Source organism: Pseudomonas sp. 2VD (genome assembly GCF_005503585.1).
GTDB classification, from domain to species: domain Bacteria; phylum Pseudomonadota; class Gammaproteobacteria; order Pseudomonadales; family Pseudomonadaceae; genus Pseudomonas; species Pseudomonas aeruginosa.
Window position 1 is genome coordinate 1 of sequence record NZ_SCND01000016.1, and the last position, 16,927, is coordinate 16,927.

The 16,927-nt window shown below is 64.2% G+C and carries 29 protein-coding genes and 1 other RNA gene; 29 read left to right on the top strand and 1 reads right to left on the bottom strand.

Going from position 1 to position 16,927, the window contains the following annotated elements:
- On the top strand, positions 1 to 1,269 hold a 1,269-nt coding region (gene piv, locus FFS27_RS03140), incomplete at its 5' end, for a protease IV (protein WP_137951934.1).
- Positions 1,270 to 1,574: 305 nt separating this feature from the next.
- On the opposite strand, the gene FFS27_RS03145 is transcribed toward piv, so the two are convergent.
- Positions 1,575 to 2,297: an XRE family transcriptional regulator gene (locus FFS27_RS03145; RefSeq protein WP_079390347.1), complete on the bottom strand. Its 723-nt coding sequence runs from the start codon at positions 2,295 to 2,297 to the stop codon at positions 1,575 to 1,577.
- 149 nt (positions 2,298 to 2,446) lie between these two features.
- Between FFS27_RS03145 and FFS27_RS03150 the strand changes: the two genes are divergently transcribed.
- The 28 genes from FFS27_RS03150 (at position 2,447) to terL (ending at position 16,920) form a co-directional block, all read left to right on the top strand.
- Positions 2,447 to 2,791 (top strand): helix-turn-helix domain-containing protein, encoded by a 345-nt coding sequence (locus FFS27_RS03150; RefSeq protein WP_015972843.1) that lies wholly within the window; start codon positions 2,447 to 2,449, stop codon positions 2,789 to 2,791.
- 2 nt (positions 2,792 to 2,793) lie between these two features.
- On the top strand, positions 2,794 to 3,228 hold the full coding sequence (locus FFS27_RS03155; RefSeq protein WP_015972844.1) for a hypothetical protein: 435 nt from the start codon (positions 2,794 to 2,796) through the stop codon (positions 3,226 to 3,228).
- 322 nt (positions 3,229 to 3,550) lie between these two features.
- The gene (locus FFS27_RS03165) at positions 3,551 to 3,961 is read left to right on the top strand and encodes a hypothetical protein (protein WP_015972846.1); all 411 of its coding nucleotides are present in this window, start codon (positions 3,551 to 3,553) and stop codon (positions 3,959 to 3,961) included.
- On the top strand, positions 3,954 to 6,026 hold the full coding sequence (locus tag FFS27_RS03170; protein WP_015972847.1) for a DNA-binding protein: 2,073 nt from the start codon (positions 3,954 to 3,956) through the stop codon (positions 6,024 to 6,026). Before FFS27_RS03165 ends, FFS27_RS03170 begins: the two co-directional genes overlap by 8 nt.
- A 14-nt stretch (positions 6,027 to 6,040) precedes the next feature.
- On the top strand, positions 6,041 to 6,793 hold the full coding sequence (locus tag FFS27_RS03175; protein WP_034023508.1) for an AAA family ATPase: 753 nt from the start codon (positions 6,041 to 6,043) through the stop codon (positions 6,791 to 6,793).
- Positions 6,790 to 7,455, top strand: a complete 666-nt coding sequence (locus FFS27_RS03180; protein WP_034023510.1) for a hypothetical protein — start codon at positions 6,790 to 6,792, stop codon at positions 7,453 to 7,455. The genes FFS27_RS03175 and FFS27_RS03180 overlap by 4 nt, the downstream gene beginning before the upstream one ends.
- Positions 7,456 to 7,526: 71 nt before the next feature.
- The gene (locus FFS27_RS03185; protein ID WP_015972850.1) at positions 7,527 to 8,162 is read left to right on the top strand and encodes a hypothetical protein; all 636 of its coding nucleotides are present in this window, start codon (positions 7,527 to 7,529) and stop codon (positions 8,160 to 8,162) included.
- Positions 8,163 to 8,262: 100 nt separating this feature from the next.
- Positions 8,263 to 8,676: a hypothetical protein gene (locus tag FFS27_RS03190; RefSeq protein WP_003099415.1), complete on the top strand. Its 414-nt coding sequence runs from the start codon at positions 8,263 to 8,265 to the stop codon at positions 8,674 to 8,676.
- Positions 8,639 to 8,950, top strand: a complete 312-nt coding sequence (locus FFS27_RS03195; RefSeq protein ID WP_023105785.1) for a hypothetical protein — start codon at positions 8,639 to 8,641, stop codon at positions 8,948 to 8,950. The genes FFS27_RS03190 and FFS27_RS03195 overlap by 38 nt, the downstream gene beginning before the upstream one ends.
- A 16-nt stretch (positions 8,951 to 8,966) precedes the next feature.
- A complete protein-coding gene (locus FFS27_RS03200) occupies positions 8,967 to 9,485 on the top strand; it encodes a host-nuclease inhibitor Gam family protein (RefSeq protein ID WP_023102201.1) in 519 nt (172 codons plus the stop codon).
- 1 nt (position 9,486) lies between these two features.
- Positions 9,487 to 9,768, top strand: a complete 282-nt coding sequence (locus FFS27_RS03205; protein WP_003094490.1) for a hypothetical protein — start codon at positions 9,487 to 9,489, stop codon at positions 9,766 to 9,768.
- A 1-nt stretch (position 9,769) separates the two neighbouring features.
- Entirely contained in the window at positions 9,770 to 10,078 is a 309-nt protein-coding gene (locus tag FFS27_RS03210; RefSeq protein WP_003094501.1) for a hypothetical protein, read from the top strand.
- A 2-nt stretch (positions 10,079 to 10,080) separates the two neighbouring features.
- A complete protein-coding gene (locus FFS27_RS03215) occupies positions 10,081 to 10,362 on the top strand; it encodes a hypothetical protein (protein WP_003094504.1) in 282 nt (93 codons plus the stop codon).
- Position 10,363: 1 nt separating this feature from the next.
- On the top strand, positions 10,364 to 10,570 hold the full coding sequence (locus tag FFS27_RS03220; RefSeq protein WP_034023515.1) for a hypothetical protein: 207 nt from the start codon (positions 10,364 to 10,366) through the stop codon (positions 10,568 to 10,570).
- Positions 10,571 to 10,572: 2 nt separating this feature from the next.
- A complete protein-coding gene (locus FFS27_RS03225) occupies positions 10,573 to 10,842 on the top strand; it encodes a hypothetical protein (protein WP_015972857.1) in 270 nt (89 codons plus the stop codon).
- An RNA gene (locus FFS27_RS03230) (hammerhead ribozyme type II) lies at positions 10,841 to 10,912 on the top strand. The genes FFS27_RS03225 and FFS27_RS03230 overlap by 2 nt, the downstream gene beginning before the upstream one ends.
- Complete coding sequence (locus FFS27_RS03235) at positions 10,913 to 11,209, top strand: hypothetical protein (RefSeq protein WP_003099427.1); 297 nt, start codon at positions 10,913 to 10,915, stop codon at positions 11,207 to 11,209. It begins immediately after the preceding RNA gene.
- Entirely contained in the window at positions 11,206 to 11,613 is a 408-nt protein-coding gene (locus tag FFS27_RS03240) for a gp16 family protein (protein WP_015972859.1), read from the top strand. Before FFS27_RS03235 ends, FFS27_RS03240 begins: the two co-directional genes overlap by 4 nt.
- Positions 11,600 to 12,049, top strand: coding sequence for a Mor transcription activator family protein (locus FFS27_RS03245; protein ID WP_015649664.1), 450 nt, complete (start codon positions 11,600 to 11,602; stop codon positions 12,047 to 12,049). The genes FFS27_RS03240 and FFS27_RS03245 overlap by 14 nt, the downstream gene beginning before the upstream one ends.
- Positions 12,050 to 12,151: 102 nt before the next feature.
- Positions 12,152 to 12,499, top strand: a complete 348-nt coding sequence (locus FFS27_RS03250; RefSeq protein ID WP_016068581.1) for a hypothetical protein — start codon at positions 12,152 to 12,154, stop codon at positions 12,497 to 12,499.
- Positions 12,444 to 12,914 (top strand): hypothetical protein, encoded by a 471-nt coding sequence (locus tag FFS27_RS03255; protein WP_010791912.1) that lies wholly within the window; start codon positions 12,444 to 12,446, stop codon positions 12,912 to 12,914. Before FFS27_RS03250 ends, FFS27_RS03255 begins: the two co-directional genes overlap by 56 nt.
- Entirely contained in the window at positions 12,914 to 13,330 is a 417-nt protein-coding gene (locus FFS27_RS03260) for a structural protein (protein ID WP_003137286.1), read from the top strand. The genes FFS27_RS03255 and FFS27_RS03260 overlap by 1 nt, the downstream gene beginning before the upstream one ends.
- On the top strand, positions 13,330 to 13,572 hold the full coding sequence (locus tag FFS27_RS03265) for a hypothetical protein (protein ID WP_015987659.1): 243 nt from the start codon (positions 13,330 to 13,332) through the stop codon (positions 13,570 to 13,572). Before FFS27_RS03260 ends, FFS27_RS03265 begins: the two co-directional genes overlap by 1 nt.
- The gene (locus FFS27_RS03270; RefSeq protein ID WP_034001933.1) at positions 13,569 to 13,970 is read left to right on the top strand and encodes a hypothetical protein; all 402 of its coding nucleotides are present in this window, start codon (positions 13,569 to 13,571) and stop codon (positions 13,968 to 13,970) included. Before FFS27_RS03265 ends, FFS27_RS03270 begins: the two co-directional genes overlap by 4 nt.
- A 110-nt stretch (positions 13,971 to 14,080) precedes the next feature.
- A complete protein-coding gene (locus FFS27_RS03275) occupies positions 14,081 to 14,269 on the top strand; it encodes a hypothetical protein (protein ID WP_003094538.1) in 189 nt (62 codons plus the stop codon).
- 8 nt (positions 14,270 to 14,277) lie between these two features.
- Positions 14,278 to 14,778, top strand: a complete 501-nt coding sequence (locus tag FFS27_RS03280) for a DUF1804 family protein (protein ID WP_023109254.1) — start codon at positions 14,278 to 14,280, stop codon at positions 14,776 to 14,778.
- A complete protein-coding gene (locus FFS27_RS03285; protein WP_016068582.1) occupies positions 14,778 to 15,029 on the top strand; it encodes a hypothetical protein in 252 nt (83 codons plus the stop codon). The genes FFS27_RS03280 and FFS27_RS03285 overlap by 1 nt, the downstream gene beginning before the upstream one ends.
- Before the next feature lie 235 nt (positions 15,030 to 15,264).
- The gene (gene terL, locus FFS27_RS03290; protein ID WP_023109253.1) at positions 15,265 to 16,920 is read left to right on the top strand and encodes a phage terminase large subunit; all 1,656 of its coding nucleotides are present in this window, start codon (positions 15,265 to 15,267) and stop codon (positions 16,918 to 16,920) included.
- The last annotated feature ends 7 nt before the right edge of the window (positions 16,921 to 16,927 follow it).

Sequence of the window (16,927 nt, forward strand, 5' to 3'; positions counted from 1 at the left end):
TCTCCGGCGAGCACCGGCCACGCCCGCTTCGCCAACCCCAACGCGGCGACCTCGGCGGCCGGCATTCACTTCGCCGCGCCCCCCGCCCGCCGCGTGGCCCGCGCCGCGCCGCTGGCGCCGAAACCGGGTACGCCGCTGCAAGTAGGCGTGGGCCTGAAGACGGCGACTCCGGAAATCGACCTGGCAACCCTCGAATGGATCGACACCCCGGACGGGCGCCACACCGCGCGCTTCCCGATCAGCGCCGCGGGGGCCGCCAGCCTGCGCGCCGCGATTCGCCTGGAAACCCGCAGCGGCTCGCTGCCCGACGACGTGCTGCTGCACTTCGCCGGCGCCGGCAAGGAAATCTTCGAGGCCAGCGGCAAGGACCTCTCGCTCAACCGTCCCTACTGGAGCCCGGTCATCGAGGGCGATACCCTGACCGTCGAACTGGTGCTGCCGGCCAACCTGCAACCGGGCGACCTGCGCCTGTCGGTACCCCAGGTATCGTATTTCGCCGACTCCCTGTACAAGGCCGGCTACCGCGACGGCTTCGGCGCCAGCGGCAGCTGCGAGGTGGATGCGGTCTGCGCGACCCAGAGCGGCACGCGGGCCTACGACAACGCCACCGCCGCGGTGGCGAAGATGGTCTTCACCAGCTCGGCGGACGGCGGCAGCTACATCTGCACCGGCACCCTGCTGAACAACGGCAACTCGCCCAAGCGCCAGCTGTTCTGGTCGGCCGCGCACTGCATCGAGGACCAGGCCACCGCCGCGACGCTGCAGACCATCTGGTTCTACAACACCACCCAGTGCTACGGCGACGCCTCGACCATCAACCAGAGCGTCACCGTGCTGACCGGCGGGGCGAATATCCTGCACCGCGACGCGAAGCGCGACACCCTGCTGCTGGAACTCAAGCGTACTCCGCCGGCCGGCGTGTTCTACCAGGGCTGGAGCGCCACGCCGATCGCCAACGGCTCGCTCGGCCATGACATCCACCATCCGCGCGGCGACGCCAAGAAGTACTCGCAGGGCAACGTCTCGGCAGTGGGCGTCACCTACGACGGGCATACCGCCCTGACCCGCGTCGACTGGCCGTCGGCGGTGGTCGAAGGCGGCTCGTCCGGCTCGGGCCTGCTGACCGTCGCCGGCGACGGCTCCTACCAACTGCGCGGTGGCCTGTACGGCGGCCCCTCGTACTGCGGCGCGCCCACCTCACAGCGCAATGACTACTTCTCCGATTTCAGCGGCGTCTATTCGCAGATCTCCCGCTACTTCGCACCCTGAGCCCAGCCAGGCTATCGATCGCGCACCGGCGGATAACCGCGCAGCGGTTATTCGCCCTACGCCTGGATCGGCGCGTGAAAGTGCAGCTTCTTTCATCGGTCCGGAACAGGTGCCAACGGCATTATCCGCCGTTTATTGTGGGGAGGTGACTGTTTTGACACATGCCAAAAGAGGGCGGGATAGGCTAGAGCCCCTATAGCACTAGGACTCCAGCCAGACAGGCAGTGTGAGGGCGTTTGGAAAATATCGATCAGGATTGAGCAAGGACTGCAAAATATTGATCGTTAATTGGCACAGAATGAGCGCTAAACCATCCAGCGGCTAGCCCATACAACCCTTCCGATGATCTCCAGGTCCGACAGCTTTGCCTTTGGGACAATCATTTCGGTATAGGCCTTGTTTTCGCTGATGATCGACACCGACCCGTCAAAGCGCCTTTGCAGGCGCTTTGCATAGAGATGGTCATCCAGGCGAACGACGTAGACTGCCGCGTCTTGGACCGTTGACTTGGTGTGATCCACAAGCACTGTATCGCCATCGCACAGCAGAGGCTCCATAGAGTCACCGCCAATGCGGATCGCTGAGATACTGGAGGGGTCCAAGCCCTTTTTTCGCAGGCTGTACCGGGTGAATGCCAGATTCACAAGCACGGTGGCGCCGTCGGTCCAGGAACCGTGCCCTGCGCTCACCTGGCCGTCATAGAGGGGTATGTATACATACTCGCCCTCAATGCTCTTCGCGCCTTCGACAGGCTTCGCAGCCACCTCTTCCCCATTGATAAGCCAATCCAGACTCACACGACCAGCCTTGGCTATGGCCGAAAGGAGTTCAGGAGCGGCGGCGTTGATCCCCTTGATATATCTGTAAAGCTGGGTCTCGTGGATGCCGACCTGCTTCGCCAATGCTCGCCGGCTACCAAGCAGCCTAGCCACCTCCGCGATGCGCGTTCCGACCTCCTGCGTGAAAGTCGGAACAGCTGACTTATCTGATTGATCTTGTTCCGCCTTTCCGTAAGTGTCTGATTTCACGATAAAAAAGCCGATTCCATTTGATTGATGTGTAAATCAAAAGGCGGAACTTTACTGTTCCGTCTTGATCAGCCAATCAGATGTGTTATGTTTATCCCCAACAGGCAGTTAGATAACAGCCTTCCACCCGCCAAGATGGAATGATTGAGATGAACATAGCCACCATCCCGAAAGACCCGGTGATGCGCTGGGAGTGGATCAAGTACCAGCTGCGCATCCGTGGTTCTTCCACCGCGGCAATAGCCCGCCAACTGGGTGTTAGCTCCAGGGCAGTTCGCGTCGCGAAAGAGATTCCCTATCCCCGCGTAGAGCGTGCACTCGCCGCCGCGCTGGACCTGAGCCCTGTGAAGCTCTGGCCCGAACGCTGGATTGACGAGGACAACCCGAAGCGGCAGCGTCCGAATCGCTCAGAGACGCTGCTGACTTATGAAAGTTATGCAAAAAATACCAGATACGCTCCTATAGCGCAGCGTAAAGACGAAGCGAGGGCTTGAACATGGCCCGCCGCAAAGACGATCGAACGCTGGACATCTTCGATGTTCCGCAGCCGGCCCGCGCTATACCTGGTGAGTGCAACTACGCCGCCCAGGTCAGCGAACTGGTCAGTGAAATTCTGAAGGCTTGCGACCTTGACCGTTACGAGGTCGCCGCCCGCATGTCGCGCCTGTCCGGCGATGACGTGAGCAAGAACATGCTCGACGCCTGGTCGAGTCCCGCCCGAGCTGATCACAACTTGCCTTTCTACCGAGCCGCCCTCCTAGAGGACGTCTGCGCGAGCCATCTGCTGACCAACTGGCTGGTCGATGTGCGTGGCGGCCGCGTGGCTTACGGCCGCGATGCACTGCTCGCCGAACTGGGCCGCCTTGAGCGGACCCGCGAGGAAGCGAGCCGGCAGGCACGTGAACTCAAGCGACTTATGGGAGGTATCTGATGATCAAGCTTATTACTCGTCCAATTCGGGACGTTGTTCGTCGCTGGGTTCGTGAGGAGTTGGCCCTGGTGCAGGCTGAGGAGTATCGCCAGGCCGAGGCTCACGTTGAACGTCTCCTCCAGAACCGTCCGGCCCGTGAGCCGAATCTTTCCGACGTGGCGCGGGAACCGCTCGCAGCAGAGGTCGCGGCCTGGCTGAAGGAAAATCCAGCGTCCCCTCAGGCGGTTTGGAGAGAACGTCGTCTCGCACGCGCTGCAAGAGCTTTGCGGAGGGAGAACCCAAGTCACGACGAAGAATCAGCCATTTGTCGAGGGTGTGATCAATGAGTCGGGAAAAAAGTCTCGGCCTGATCGACGTGGATTGCAGCAGTGCGAACACCACTTCAGATAATGCCTCGTTCATTTCCTCAAGCCGGCCGAACGACTCTGTCAGATCGTCCAGTTCTTCCTGCAATTCGCGAAACTCTTCTTCGCTGATCATACCTGCGCCCTCCAAAACGGCTGACAGTATTGAATCCATCGCGCTCGGGCAAGCACAGCTTGACGCTATACATCGCCCGCTTCTCGACGATCTCCGCCATGCCACCGAGTTCTTCAACTCGGTCGATGGCGACCTCGCTTCAGTCTTCAACGGCAGCAGACAGATTGCAGTCGAATGGCTGGAAACTGCTGCGCTCGCCCTCGGTAACGCCCTGATCGCCCGCCATGAGACTACTGGAGGCGACCATGAGTGAGTGGTTCATGCCTACAAAGCTGGCCGGGCTTCCAGGGCTGCCGACTACTGATCGAGGTGTCCGAAAGCTGGCAGAAAGGGAAGGCTGGAAGAAGCAGAAGCACTCCGGGCGCGGTGGTGGATATGAGTACCACGTTTCGGCCCTGCCGAAGGAAACCCGCGCCGCGCTGCTGAACGCCGCCCTGGGCGAGGTGGCCACCAAGGCGGTCCGCCAGGAGACGCAGCTGGCCCTGGTCGAAACCAACCGCCAGCAACTGGTCGCCGATGCCCGCCAGGGGGTGCTGCACGCCCTAGACCTGATGATGGCCCGCACCGGCTACAGCCGGAAACGCTCCATTACCCTGATGCTGGACATGGCGCGCCTCGGCCAGGTCGAGCCGCAGCTGCTCGCTATGCTCAAGATGGCCCGCGATCCTCGCGGCCGCCCGAGCGCGGATGGCCTGCCGAGCGTGCGCAGCCTGGAGCGCTTCCTGGACCAGGCCGAGCGTGGCGCCCTGGTGCCGAAGGTCCGCCGCCCGGACATGAGCGTTCCCGACTGGGCGCCTGCCTTCATGACGATCTACCAAGGGCCGGAGAAGCGCAGCGCCCGCGCTGCCCATGCACTGCTGGAGAAGCACTGGCAGGGGCAAATGCCCAGCCTGGACCAGGTCTATGCGTTCCTGCGCAAGGTCGGCAACGTCAGCCGCGAGGTCGGGCGCATGGGTGAGCATGAAATCAAGGCACTGCGCCCGTTCATTCGCCGCGACTTCACCAAGCTACTCCCGACCGACGTCTATTCCTGCGACGGCCACACGTTCGACGCCGAGGTCCAGCACCCGATGCACGGCCGGCCCTTCCGGCCGGAAATCACCACCATCATCGACATCCGTACCCGTCGAATTCCGGGATGGTCCACCGGCCTGGCCGAGTCGGCCCTGGTGGTGGTCGATGCCCTACGTGACGCCTGCATCAAGGGCGGCGTCCCGGCCATCTTCTACGTGGACAACGGCTCGGGCTACGTCAACCACATGATGCGCGACGAGGCGGTCGGCCTTATGGGCCGCCTGGGCATCGATATGAAGAACAGCCTGCCCTACAACAGTCAGGCGCGGGGTGTGATTGAGCGCGTCCACCAGAGCCTGTGGATTCGCGCCGCCAAGGAACTGCCCGGCTACATCGGCGCCGACATGGACCGCCAGGCCAAGCTGGCCACCTTCAAGCTGACGCGCCGGGCCATCGCCAAGGGCGGCACCATGCCGCTGATGTCTTGGGAATCTTTTGTCGCGTTCTGCGAACAGCAGATTGCCGAGTACAACGACCGGCCGCACAGCAGCTTGCCGCGCATCGTTGACCCGAACACCGGCCGCCGCCGCCACATGACCCCCAACGAAGCCTGGGCGCTGCACGAAGCGGAGGGTTTCAGCCCGATGCGCGTCACCGACGACGAGGCCCGGCCGCTGTTCCGACCCCAGGTGCTGCGCACCGTCCGCCGCTGCGAACTGGAGTTCATCGGCAACCGCTACTTCGCCCGCGAGCTGGAGGAATTCCACGGCGACCAGGTGGCCGTGGGCTACGACATCCACGACGCCAGCAGGGTGTGGGTCTACGACGGCGAGGGCCGCTTCCTCTGCACCGCAGAGCTGAACGGCAACAGCCGCGACTACATGCCAGCTTCGTATGTCGAGCGTGCCCGCGAGAAACGCGCAGAGGCCCGCGAGAAGCGCGCCCTGGCTCACCTCGACGAGATTCGCGCCGAGCGTGACGGCGGGTATGCCCTGGAAATGGATGCGCCGCTGTCCATCCCCGGCCTCGGCACGATCACCCCCGAGCAACTCCGGTCGCGCAGCGCCGCGACCCTTGAAGTGCAGGCCGAGCGGATCGATGAACCGCACCCGACCGCAGCCACCACCCAAGCCACCACCGCCCAGGTCTTCACCCTGCCGACCGCTCCCGCCCAGCGCTACCGGCAGTGGTGCGAGCTGGCCGAGCGGCAACGCTCCGGCCTGCCCATCGAGCCGGACGCCGCCCAGTGGTTCGAGGTTTACCCCAAATCCAAAGAATTCGCCGCCCAGCAGCGGCAAGCATGAAAGGAGCTGTATTCATGACCACCCCGAAAACCACCCAACTGGCCAATGGCATGGCCGACATCGCCAACATCGCCCTTTGCGATATCGCCCTGGAGAAAGCGCTGTCGCGTACCTCCACGTTGCCCGGCCTGGTCTGCTTCTACGGCCCGTCCGGCTTCGGCAAATCCGTTTCGGCCGCCTGGATCGCCAATCGCCGCCGCGCCTACTACGTCCAGGCCAAAAGCGTCTGGACCCGCAAGCACACGCTGAAGTCGATCCTGGGTGAAATGGGCATCAAGCCGGCCGGGACCATCCCGGAAATGGCCGACCAGATCGCCGAGGAACTGGCCGCCAGCGGCCGCCCGCTGATCATCGACGAAATGGACCACCTGGTCGCCGCTGGCCAGGTCGAGCTGATTCGTGATCTGTACGAGTCCAGCCAAGCCTCCATCTTGCTGATCGGCGAGGAAATGCTGCCGACCAAGCTGAAGAAGTTCGAACGCTTCCATGGCCGCGTGCTGAGCTGGGTTCCGGCCCAGCCAGTGTCTCTGGAGGACGCCCGCAACCTGGCGCCGGTCTACAGCCCCGGAGTGGCTATCGCTGACGATCTGCTCGCGCACCTGGTGAAGAAGTCCCTGGGCTCTGTCCGTCGCGTCGCGGTTAACCTGGAGCAGTTGGCCGAGGCCGCCACCGTTCAGGGCCGGCGCGAGCTGGAACTGGCCGACCTCCAGCGCCTGAACCTGGAGCTGTACACCGGTGCGGCCCCGAGCCCGAGGACTTCGAAATGAGCCTCGGCAAGAACCCGGCTCACCTCTGCATGGTCGGGGGCAAGAGCCCCCGCCAGCAGATGTGGGAAGTAATCCGGGCCAACCGCGAAGAGTTCACCGTCTACCGCGTGGCGCGCCGCTCCAACCAACACGACAAGACCGTCGAGAAGTATGTCGCCTGCCTGCGCCTGGGCGGCTACGTCGAGGCGATCCGCGGATTCAAGCGCGGCGAAGAGGTCGTTTTCCAACTGGTCCGCGACAACGGCGTCGAGGCACCGAACCTGAACGCCGATGGCAAGCCATCCCAGCAGGGATACACCACCGAGGCGGTCTGGCGGACGTTGCGAATCCTCGGTCCAGCGACCCCGGAGCAGATCGCCGCATCGGTGGCGGCCTCGGGCACGACCGTGTCGCCCAGCACCGTTCAGCGCTACTTCATCGACCTCCAAAACGCCGGATACCTGACCCGCAACGGCCGCCATTACGCCCTCAAGCCAGGCCGCTACACCGGCCCTCGGCCGCCCATCGTCCAGCGCGAGACGCGCCGCCAGGTCTACGACCCGAACCTTGACCAGGTCATGTGGAGTTCGCACGGCGAGTACCAGCACAACCGGAGTCGTTCGCGGGGCGCTGCCCAGGCTGGCGTGTCGGATACCGAAGAAAACAACGAATCAGGCGGCTGAAGCCGTGATGAAGACGGTGCCGAGGGGTGGCCGCCCCTCGACACCTACCACCACCCGGAAGGAGAGGAGCCATGCAAATGCATGCACAGCAAGGCGGTAGCGCTGCGAAGGCTAGCACAAGCCACTTTCGCGGCACTACGAACATTGAGGAGTACATCCGCGACATGGCGAGCCGTGGGTTCAGTCGTCGGGCCGTGAGTAAGGCCCTGGGTATGCAGTCGCGGAAGTTCAAGGAACTCCTGGAACTCCTGCCAGAAATGGACTGGGTGCCTCCTTGTCAGTCGTGGGACCGCCTGCGCGCTGACCAGGAGAAGAAGGGACGCAAGTGTCCGATGACAGAGGGGCGTCTGCGCTCGATTGTCGCGGCGAGGCGCGCCGCGATGACAAAACACACCCGCTACACCGCGTTTGGTGTAACAGCCACCTTGCCGGAGCTGGTGAGCCAGTTCGGCCAGGTCACCGCCGCCACCGTGCGCATGCGGTTGGCCAAGGGAATGCCTCTGGAGCAGGCCCTTGCCTCCGTGCGCAGCGATCCTTGTGGAAGGAAGATCGCTGATAGCCATCCCTGGAAACAGGAGGCGCACCAGGGGGCTATCAATCACCTTGAGCGTCAAACCGCTGCAATGCAGGAACGCGTTCAGGGGGAGCGCCTGGACCGGGCGGCCTCACTGCTGAGCCAGGAGGTGCCGCCATGCGCCGAGCACTGATCCCCATCGGCATCTTCCTGGCCCTCGGCCTGCTGCTGATCCTGGCCGGTGATGCCCTGATGCTCGGCCGCCGCCTCATTGCCTGGCAGTGGGGGTGCTGATGGAACGCGCAATCGATCTGTCGGCCTGGGGCGAGCGTCCGCCTGTCTTCGTCCAGCTGCTCGCCGCCGAGGTGGCCCGCAGCAGCCAGACGAAAGCCGGCGAGGCAATCGGCATGAGCCGTTCGACCGTCAGCACCATCCTCGCCAACCGCTACCCGTCGCCCTCGACGATCCGCGTCGAGCGTCGTGTCCTGGCCGCGCTGAGCCGCATTGAGTGCCCGGCCCTGGGCGAGGCGGTGACCTCGGTCGAGTGCAGCGAGTACCTCCAGCGGCCGGCGCCGCTGAACAACCCCGTCGCGATGCGCTGCTGGAAAGCGTGCCGCGCCTGTCCACGCAACCCGCATACCGCCCCCATGAAACGAGAGGAACAAGGCCATGAGAACCGCATTGCCCTTGAAAGTCTTGACGCCTGACTTGGCCCAGAGCCTGCGCACCTTCAACGACGCCGCCCGGCTGCTCCAGCGCATGGGGGTCCGCCTTCATCGCCTGGAGCCGACAGAGGGGCGCGTGACCATCGCCGCAGATGACGCCCGCCAGCTCCTGGAGAAAGGCTATCTGATGGGCTTCCAGCGCGACGCCTCGGCCGGCAGCACCCGTTACATCACCCGCTTCCAGGGCATCACCCTGGCCTGGAGCGAACCGATCAGCTACCGCGACTTCGCCGGCAGCAAACCCGTAATTCACTGAACAGGAGAACGCCAACATGGCACCAAAGAAACGTCTGAAATCCGCTGCCGCCGTCTACGTCCCGCAGACCCGCGAACAGGTCATCAGCGATATCAAGAACATCGGCGACCTCCAGCGCGAGCTGGCCCGACTGGAAACCGCAATGAACGATGAAATCGGCCAGATCACCGAGCGCTATTCGGAGCCGGCCGAAGACCTGAAGAAGCGCCTGGCGGTCCTCCAGGGCGGAGTCCAGTCCTGGTGCGAGGCCAACCGTGCCGAGCTGACCGACAACAACAAGGTCAAGTACGCGAACCTCACTACCGGCGAAGTCCAGTGGCGCATCCGTCCCCCGTCCGTGACTGTGCGCGGCGCCGATGCGGTCTTGGAGCTACTGCGCAGCAAGGGGCTAATCCGCTTCATCCGCGTCAAGGAAGAGGTGAACAAGGAAGCGATCCTTAACGAACCCGAGGCCGTCCAGGGGCTGCCGGGGCTGACCCTGAACACCGGCATCGAGGACTTCGCCATCGTGCCTTTCGAAGCGGAGGTGCAGTGACATGGCCGACACCATCGCTTTCTGCTGGGCCTCTGGCCTGATCCAGTTCGGTGACCAGGTGCCCGAGGGCGCCATCGAGATCGCCCGTGGGGACGACCAGGTCGTTCGCGAAATCCTCGTGACCAATTCGCGGCACGCTTACGACAACGTGTCGCTCCTGGTTCCGGGCGTACCCGAAGCGGCAAACCAAACCGAGGGCGGGGACGCACTGGAGTGCTTCATCCGTCTTCTCGCCAAGTACGACAGCGCCGCTTTCCAGGTCGCTTATGTGGAGGACGTGTGACATGGCACGCAACCGCGCGCAACAGCTGTGCATCGTCACCTTGGACTATCAGCGCTTCCTGTTACCCCAGGCTGATGCACTCAAGCTGATAGACATCATGAGTCGAGCCGCAGAGGTTCAGGCCGACTACGCCTCTGGAGCTGGGTTCAAGTACACCGTCGGCGAAGTGCCGGAAGTCGAGTTGACGATAGTACGCCCCAGTCAATTGGTCATGCCGCAGGCCGAGCCGGCCCCAGCTACACCACGCGCTCGCCGGAAGTCTCCGGCCCAGGTCACGCACGATGCCATTCGGCTGCTGGAGGGGCTCTGATCATGACCAAGACGTTCGCCATGTGCCGCATCGACGGCCTGATCGAGCTGCGGGAGGAACACCCAGGCGAGGGCTACTTCGCCCTTGCCGTGGGCGACTTGGCCAGCGTGCGGGCGGCGGTCTTTGCAACCGCTGAGCCGCACCAGGTCGGCAAGAAAGTCGCCCGGCGCGTGCCGGGTGTGAGCCCCGACGCCACCGACCGCGAAAACCTGGGCTCCATCGCCCGGTACATCCAGACCCTGGGCCAGCAGGATCGGCCCGGCTTCCGTGCGCTGGGGGTGTGAAATGCAGCAGTCCAACCCCTTCAATCACCCCGGACAGAGCTACGGCGCCGTAGACGTCGATAGCCGACTCCGCGCCGTTGCCGGCTTCGACCTGGAGCAATGCCGCGCCGCGCTCGCGGTCGCCGGCCTCCAGAAGATCGTCGAGCAGAAAATTCGCACCCGCATCCGCCAGCTGGAAAAGCAGGCATCCGCACAGAAGGAGGCATAGCCATGGCCGTATACACCATCACCCTAAGCGACACCGAAGGCGGAATAGATTTCTCCATGCAAGGCCCGCCGCTGCACGACTCCGAAGCATCGAAGATCGCCTACGCCCTTATGCAATCGACCATGTCCCTCGGCCGAGAACTCGCAAAGCAGAACGGAGTTGGTAACGCCGTTTCCTGCGCCTGCGACGAGTGCCTGGCACGGCGCGCTCGCGGTGAGGAACCGCAGCAGGAAATCCACTACACCACGGCCAAGAACCGCACCGTCCACTGAGCGAAACCGCCCCGGCCTGGCCGGGACGGTCTGCCGGACGTGGTGGTCCGGTACTGATGAGCAGCCACCCATGACGAACGAAACCAAGACAGACCGCCAGCGCCGCCTGGCGCGGGAACGCCAACGAGCGAAGCGCGAGCGCGATGCCCTGCGCCGCGCTGCGCTGGGCGGTCGCCGCTTCAACATGGACATGTACCAGGGAACGGCTGATGCACTCGATCTGATCTGCGCGGCCGGTGGCTTCGCCGAGCCGGCCGAGGCGGTCACCTTGCTCCTACACAACGTTGCCGAAATTGCAGAACGTGACGCGTCACGCTTTGCCGAATTGATCCAAAAGAGAAGCCATCCAGGGAGGACCAAGCGATGAGCCTACGCGCCGTCAACCTCGCAAAAATCCACATCGCCAAGGCCCAGCTGGGCATGGACGATGACACCTATCGCGCATTGCTCGCTCGCGTCGCGGGCGTGCGCTCGGCCAAGGACTTAGGGCCGCGCCAGATTGACCAGGTACTGGTCGAACTCCAGCGTCTGGGCTGGAAACCGAAGAGCAACCGGCAAGGCCGGGCGACGCCAAAAGTGCCGCAAAACCGGCAAACCGTGCTGCGCAAAATCACCGCGCTCCTGGCCAGCGCCCATCGCCCCTGGAGCTACGCCGACCATATGGCCCGGCGCATGTTCCAGGTCGAGCGGGTCGAGTGGCTGGACGACAGCCAGCTCTACCGGCTGATGCAGGCGCTTATCATCGACAGGAGCCGCCATGGCCAGGTCTGAGGTGGATCTTCGGGAGGTCCAGGACATGCTGCCGGATACCGTCCGCGACATGGCCGGACGCATCGGCCTGCCGGCCACGCTGGTGGTAGTCGAGCAGCTCGGCGGCACGTCCTGGCGGATAGCCGAGGGCCGGGCGCGGAGGGGCGAAGCGCGCCGGGCTGCGCTGGCCGAGCTGGTGGGCAGCGACATCGAGGAGCAGCTCCACACGCACTATCGGGGCGAAGAAATTTACGTGGCTCGCTGCCACAAGGCGCTGGTACGGTGGCGCGATCTGGAGATCGTCGAGCGCTTCGAACAGGGCTTGCGTGACGGGCAAACCGCCCGTAGCCTGCTCAGCGATCTAGCCCGCCAATACAACTTGTCCGACCGCTGGATATGGGAGATTGTCAACCGGCCGAGCGAGCCGGCACCGCAGCAATCCACCCTGTTCCACTAAGCCGGGGCGCAACGCCCCGGCCGGCGTCTCCGCGCCGACCCTGTCTCAGCCGTTGAACCCCTTCCGCTAATCCCGCGTCGCACTCACCGCCAGGATGGCGGCATGAGCACATCTAGCCCCCCAACGTCTCTACGCAGCCCCCGCGACTACGCCGCCGCCATCCTGGCCGAGCCCAGCCGCGAGCGTCGTAACGCTCTGCTGGAAGCCTGCCCGGTCAACTGGCAGCCACTTGTTCGGGCGCACGTCGAGGACGCCTTCGCGAAGGTCAAGGCGTATCGCCAGATGATGGACCACCGCGCCGAGTCGATCCGGCGCGGCCCGCCTCCAGCTCCCCGCGTCACCGACACCGATTTCCGCATATCCAACTACACCAAGTCCGCCCCGGAGGTAGGCAATGCGCACCTATCCGCAATTCGGGCAGCGCTCGCAACGGAAGCACCAAATGCCTGATCCCGCATCCACCTCGGCCGGCAGCGCCGCGCTGCTGAAAATGTTCGGCATCCACATCAGCGCGGGCGCCCTGGCCGCCGCCCTGGGCTTCCTGGTCCTGTGGCCCCGGACCATGAAAGAGGGGTTCGCCCGGCTGTTCTGCACCATCGTCGCGTCCAGCGTCTTCGGCCCAATCCTGGTGGTTTACCTGCACTCCAACCGCCCCGAGCTGTTCGAGTCCGCCCAGGTGGTGGCCGGGCTCTACCAACTGGAGCCAGCGGTCGGCCTGCTGTTCGTTTCCGCTCCGCTCCTGGTGATTGCCGGTCTGCCCGCCTGGTGGCTGATCGGGGCGGCCCTGCGCCTGTTTGAGCGGGACGGCGATTCATGGCTGGGCGCGTTCGCCCAGTGGGTAAAACGCAAACTGGAGAACACCTGATGGCCCTTCAACCTCGCGGCATCCGCAACAACAACCCCGGCAACATCGTCTGGTCGGCACGCAACAACTGGCAGGGCCAGCTCCCGCACAACCCGAAGGTCGAGCCGCGTTTCGCCCGTTTCGATACCGCACATAACGGAATCCGCGCCCTGGCAAAGCTGCTGCTGAACTATCGCAAGGTCCACGGCCTGCGCACCGTCGAATCGTTGATCGCACGCTGGGCGCCGTCCAACGAGAACGACACCCGCGCATATGCCACGGCCGTGGCCCGAGCCATGGGGGTTCCGCCGCAGGCCGGCCTGCACATGGACCAGGACACCCTGGCCGCCCTGGTGACCGCGATCATTCGGCACGAAAACGGGCAGCAGCCCTACAGCGCCGAGCAGATCGCCCAGGCCGTGCGGGAGGTGCTGTGATGCAGCGCCCCAGCGGAATCAGCCTCAGCGATCTGTTCGCGATCTGCCGTGAAGACCCGGCCAACCGATGGCTCTGGATACGCCTCTATCTCCGCGACCTGCTGGCCCGTGTCGTGATTCTGGCCTTCATGGCAATCGGTGCCGCAGGCCTTGCCTATGGCCTGGGCGGGGCGTTCGCCTACGGCTTCATGCAGACCGTTGCGTCCTACCAAGTCCAGCTCAGCGTCGAGAAATCGCCATGACCTGGCGCGCCGACCTGATTGTCTTTGTGCTCCTGGTGATGATCTGGACGGCCGGCTGGTGGGGCGGTCGCGAGGCTGGGCTAGCCGATGGGCGCGCCGCCTGCGCCGACGCACAGACCCGCGCCTACCGCGACGTCCTGGAGCAATCGGCGGCACAACTGAAGGCGGTCCAGGACACCAGCGCGGCTCTTTTCCAGCGCCTGGCCCAGCGGGCCGACAGCGACCAACAAACTACTCGGGAGCTTCGCCATGCCCTGGCCGAAACCGCTGCTGATCGCGCTGCCTGCCGCTTTCCTGCTGGCGTCATGCAGCAGCTCGAAACCGCCCGTCAACGTGCCGCCAAGGCCACTACCGGCGGCCTTGGCTCAACCGTGCCCGACCCCGGTGGCGGTGACTGATGACAGCCCCGATGCCACCGCAATTGCCCTCAAACAACTCTACGACCAATACGGCCTCTGCGCCGGACTGCACTGGGACACCGTGCGGCACCTTCAAAAGGACTGATCCGATGACCGAAAAGAAAGCCTCTCCCGAGTTCGAACTGCTGCAACGCATCGACGGCCGCCTGGAGCGCTTCGAGGACCGATTCCCGCAGATCGAGCGTAAGGCCGTGCTGTACGGCTCGGCGGCCGGCGCGCTGGCGGGTGGCCTGGTTGCCTGCGGCCTGCTCGCGGCGCGTATCAAGCTCGGTATCTGAGGTAGCCCATGGCGCACCCGAAGGAAACCCGCGACGCCCTGCGCCGCGCCTACGTCCTCGACCGGCAGTCCCTTGAGGTCGCGGCCGCCATGTTCGGCGTCTCCTATGGCACCGCTCGCCGCTGGAAACAGCAAGCGGAAGCCGAGGGGGACGACTGGGACAAGGCGCAATCGGCGCAGTTGCTGGCCGGTGGTGGGCTGGAGGACGTGGCGCGCCAGGTGCTGGCCGGCCTGGTGACCCAGTTCCAGGCCACGATGGAAGCCATCCAGGTAGACGCGGACATCAAGCCCGCCGTGAAGGTGCAGCTGCTGGCCAGCCTGGCCGATGCCTACAACAAGACGGTCAGCGCGTCCAAGCGCGTTCTGCCCGAGACATCAGCGCTGGCCACCGCGATGGAAGTGCTCCAGCGCCTGGCCAGCTTCATCCGTGAGCGGTTCCCGCAGCACGCCCAGGCATTCGCCGAGGTGCTGGAGCCGTTCGGTGAAATCATTGCAAAGGAGATCGGATAATGTCGATGAGCCCGGAGAACCTGGCCGTTCTGGCGGATATGACGGTACGTCTGCTGGAGCTGCGGCAGAACGAATGCAAGCACCTGGTTGTCGAGGACAGCGCGCCGATACTGTTCGGAAAGCTGGTCGGCAGTTATCTGGATGCTCTGGCGAAAGAAGTGCCCACCACGGCAAAGGTGGTGAGCGTCACGAACAGGGTTGACCTTAAGAGTCTTCTGGGTCGGGCAGTATTCCCAGAAGCCGGTTCTTGACCATGTGGAAAACCTCTGGGTCTACATGGTCAGGGACGCGGCTGAAGTTACGCTCAAGGCTTTCTTCCCAAGCCTTCCTGCCTTCTTCACTGGCAGACATGACTTCTGCGACCGAGATCAGCCCCCGTAGTACGGCGGCAATGAGCGTATCGCGCTCTTTTATCGCCTCTACCTCTTCCACCCCGAATACTTTCGGACCAGTCATTCTTGACGCTCCTAGCGTTGGTTAGAAGCCATGAAGAGTAGCACCAGGGACTTCCTGGCGGACATCGCCCAGCTTGCGGGAGAGTTCCGTCGCCAGATCGAGGCCGAGGTCGCAGGTTTCGACCCCGACTCGAAGGCCAGCGCCGCCCGGCGTGAACGGGCCAGCGCGGACTATGAGTATTTCGCCCGGACCTACTTCCCGCACTACGTGAAGCGCGGTAATGCGCTGCTCCACGACTACCTCTACAAGCGGTTGCCCGAGCTGGTGGACCACCCGGACGGCCAGCACGAAGCCATTGCGGCGCCGCGTGGTAATGCCAAGTCCACCCTGGTGAGCCAGATATTCGTGATCTGGTGCGTACTCACCGGCCGCAAGCATTACCCCCTGATCATCATGGATGCCTTCGAACAGGCCGCCACGATGTTGGAGGCGATCAAGGCGGAGCTGGAGTTCAACCCGCGCCTGGCCATGGACTTCCCCCAGGGCGCCGGCAAGGGCCGCGTCTGGCAGGTCGGCACCATCGTTACGGCGAACGATGCCAAGGTCCAGGTCTTCGGCTCCGGCAAGCGGATGCGCGGCCTTCGACACGGCCCGCATCGTCCTGACCTGGTGATCGGCGACGACCTGGAGAACGACGAGAACGTCCGCAGCCCGGAGCAGCGCGACAAGCTGGAAAACTGGCTGAAGAAGACCGTTCTGTCCCTCGGCTCGGCCGACGACACCATGGACGTCATCATCATCGGCACCATCCTTCACTACGACTCGGTCCTGTCGCGCCTGCTGAAAAACCCGCTGTGGAAGCGGCGCAAGTTCAAGGCGATCATCGAATGGCCGCACCGCATGGACCTGTGGGAGAAGTGGGAGGAACTGCTGCTCAACTCCGACGACGAGGGCGCCGCCGCTCTGGCCTTCTACCAGGAACGCGCCGCCGCCATGGAGGACGGCGCGATCATCTGCTGGCCGGATGGGCAGCCCCTCTACAAACTCATGGTGAAACGTGCCCGCGATGGGCACTCGGCGTTCGACTCGGAACAGCAGAACGACCCTGTCCAGGGCGAAAACGCCCCCTTCGCCGCCTGCATCACGTTCTGGGTCAACCGCCTGGCGCAATGGATGTTCTACGGCGCGTGTGACCCGTCCCTTGGCAAGCAAGGTTCCAGCCGCGACCCCAGCGCCATCCTGGTGGGTGGGTTCAATCGGGAAACAGGCGTCCTGGACGTGGTCGAGGCCGGTATCCGCAAGCGCCTGCCGGACAAGATTATCGAGGACATCATCGCCATGCAGCGGGCCTATCGCTGCCTAGTCTGGGGCGTCGAGGCGGTCCAGTTCCAGGAGTTCCTGCGCACCGAGCTGGTGAAGCGCTCGGCCAAGGCGGGCTGCCCAGTACCTGCCCGAGCGATCACACCACACGCCGACAAGCTACTGCGCATCGAAAGCCTCCAGCCGCACATGGCCAACGGCCTAATCCGTCTGCATCCAAGCCAGACCGTTCTGGAGCAACAGCTGCGCCACTTCCCGGCCGCAGACCACGACGATGGCCCCGACGCCCTGCACATGCTCTGGATGCTCGCGACAACCGGTTTCGCTTCCATGGAGTTCGCCCTGGTAGGCCGGCAAGGGACCACCAGTTCTGGTGGATTTGACGATTCATTTGACGTAGGTGGCCGCATGGGCGGCGACTGGTAGGAGACGC

Excerpts from the sequence above, each read along its gene's own strand:
- FFS27_RS03150 (WP_015972843.1), top strand. The coding sequence starts at position 2,447 with ATGAACATAGCCACCATCCCGAAAGACCCGGTGATGCGCTGGGAGTGG.
- FFS27_RS03155 (WP_015972844.1), top strand. The coding sequence starts at position 2,794 with ATGGCCCGCCGCAAAGACGATCGAACGCTGGACATCTTCGATGTTCCG.
- FFS27_RS03165 (WP_015972846.1), top strand. The coding sequence starts at position 3,551 with ATGAGTCGGGAAAAAAGTCTCGGCCTGATCGACGTGGATTGCAGCAGT.
- FFS27_RS03170 (WP_015972847.1), top strand. The coding sequence starts at position 3,954 with ATGAGTGAGTGGTTCATGCCTACAAAGCTGGCCGGGCTTCCAGGGCTG.
- FFS27_RS03175 (WP_034023508.1), top strand. The coding sequence starts at position 6,041 with ATGACCACCCCGAAAACCACCCAACTGGCCAATGGCATGGCCGACATC.
- FFS27_RS03180 (WP_034023510.1), top strand. The coding sequence starts at position 6,790 with ATGAGCCTCGGCAAGAACCCGGCTCACCTCTGCATGGTCGGGGGCAAG.
- FFS27_RS03185 (WP_015972850.1), top strand. The coding sequence starts at position 7,527 with ATGCAAATGCATGCACAGCAAGGCGGTAGCGCTGCGAAGGCTAGCACA.
- FFS27_RS03190 (WP_003099415.1), top strand. The coding sequence starts at position 8,263 with ATGGAACGCGCAATCGATCTGTCGGCCTGGGGCGAGCGTCCGCCTGTC.
- FFS27_RS03195 (WP_023105785.1), top strand. The coding sequence starts at position 8,639 with ATGAGAACCGCATTGCCCTTGAAAGTCTTGACGCCTGACTTGGCCCAG.
- FFS27_RS03200 (WP_023102201.1), top strand. The coding sequence starts at position 8,967 with ATGGCACCAAAGAAACGTCTGAAATCCGCTGCCGCCGTCTACGTCCCG.
- FFS27_RS03205 (WP_003094490.1), top strand. The coding sequence starts at position 9,487 with ATGGCCGACACCATCGCTTTCTGCTGGGCCTCTGGCCTGATCCAGTTC.
- FFS27_RS03210 (WP_003094501.1), top strand. The coding sequence starts at position 9,770 with ATGGCACGCAACCGCGCGCAACAGCTGTGCATCGTCACCTTGGACTAT.
- FFS27_RS03215 (WP_003094504.1), top strand. The coding sequence starts at position 10,081 with ATGACCAAGACGTTCGCCATGTGCCGCATCGACGGCCTGATCGAGCTG.
- FFS27_RS03220 (WP_034023515.1), top strand. The coding sequence starts at position 10,364 with ATGCAGCAGTCCAACCCCTTCAATCACCCCGGACAGAGCTACGGCGCC.
- FFS27_RS03225 (WP_015972857.1), top strand. The coding sequence starts at position 10,573 with ATGGCCGTATACACCATCACCCTAAGCGACACCGAAGGCGGAATAGAT.
- FFS27_RS03235 (WP_003099427.1), top strand. The coding sequence starts at position 10,913 with ATGACGAACGAAACCAAGACAGACCGCCAGCGCCGCCTGGCGCGGGAA.
- FFS27_RS03240 (WP_015972859.1), top strand. The coding sequence starts at position 11,206 with ATGAGCCTACGCGCCGTCAACCTCGCAAAAATCCACATCGCCAAGGCC.
- FFS27_RS03245 (WP_015649664.1), top strand. The coding sequence starts at position 11,600 with ATGGCCAGGTCTGAGGTGGATCTTCGGGAGGTCCAGGACATGCTGCCG.
- FFS27_RS03250 (WP_016068581.1), top strand. The coding sequence starts at position 12,152 with ATGAGCACATCTAGCCCCCCAACGTCTCTACGCAGCCCCCGCGACTAC.
- FFS27_RS03255 (WP_010791912.1), top strand. The coding sequence starts at position 12,444 with ATGCGCACCTATCCGCAATTCGGGCAGCGCTCGCAACGGAAGCACCAA.
- FFS27_RS03260 (WP_003137286.1), top strand. The coding sequence starts at position 12,914 with ATGGCCCTTCAACCTCGCGGCATCCGCAACAACAACCCCGGCAACATC.
- FFS27_RS03265 (WP_015987659.1), top strand. The coding sequence starts at position 13,330 with ATGCAGCGCCCCAGCGGAATCAGCCTCAGCGATCTGTTCGCGATCTGC.
- FFS27_RS03270 (WP_034001933.1), top strand. The coding sequence starts at position 13,569 with ATGACCTGGCGCGCCGACCTGATTGTCTTTGTGCTCCTGGTGATGATC.
- FFS27_RS03275 (WP_003094538.1), top strand. The coding sequence starts at position 14,081 with ATGACCGAAAAGAAAGCCTCTCCCGAGTTCGAACTGCTGCAACGCATC.
- FFS27_RS03280 (WP_023109254.1), top strand. The coding sequence starts at position 14,278 with ATGGCGCACCCGAAGGAAACCCGCGACGCCCTGCGCCGCGCCTACGTC.
- FFS27_RS03285 (WP_016068582.1), top strand. The coding sequence starts at position 14,778 with ATGTCGATGAGCCCGGAGAACCTGGCCGTTCTGGCGGATATGACGGTA.
- terL (WP_023109253.1), top strand. The coding sequence starts at position 15,265 with ATGAAGAGTAGCACCAGGGACTTCCTGGCGGACATCGCCCAGCTTGCG.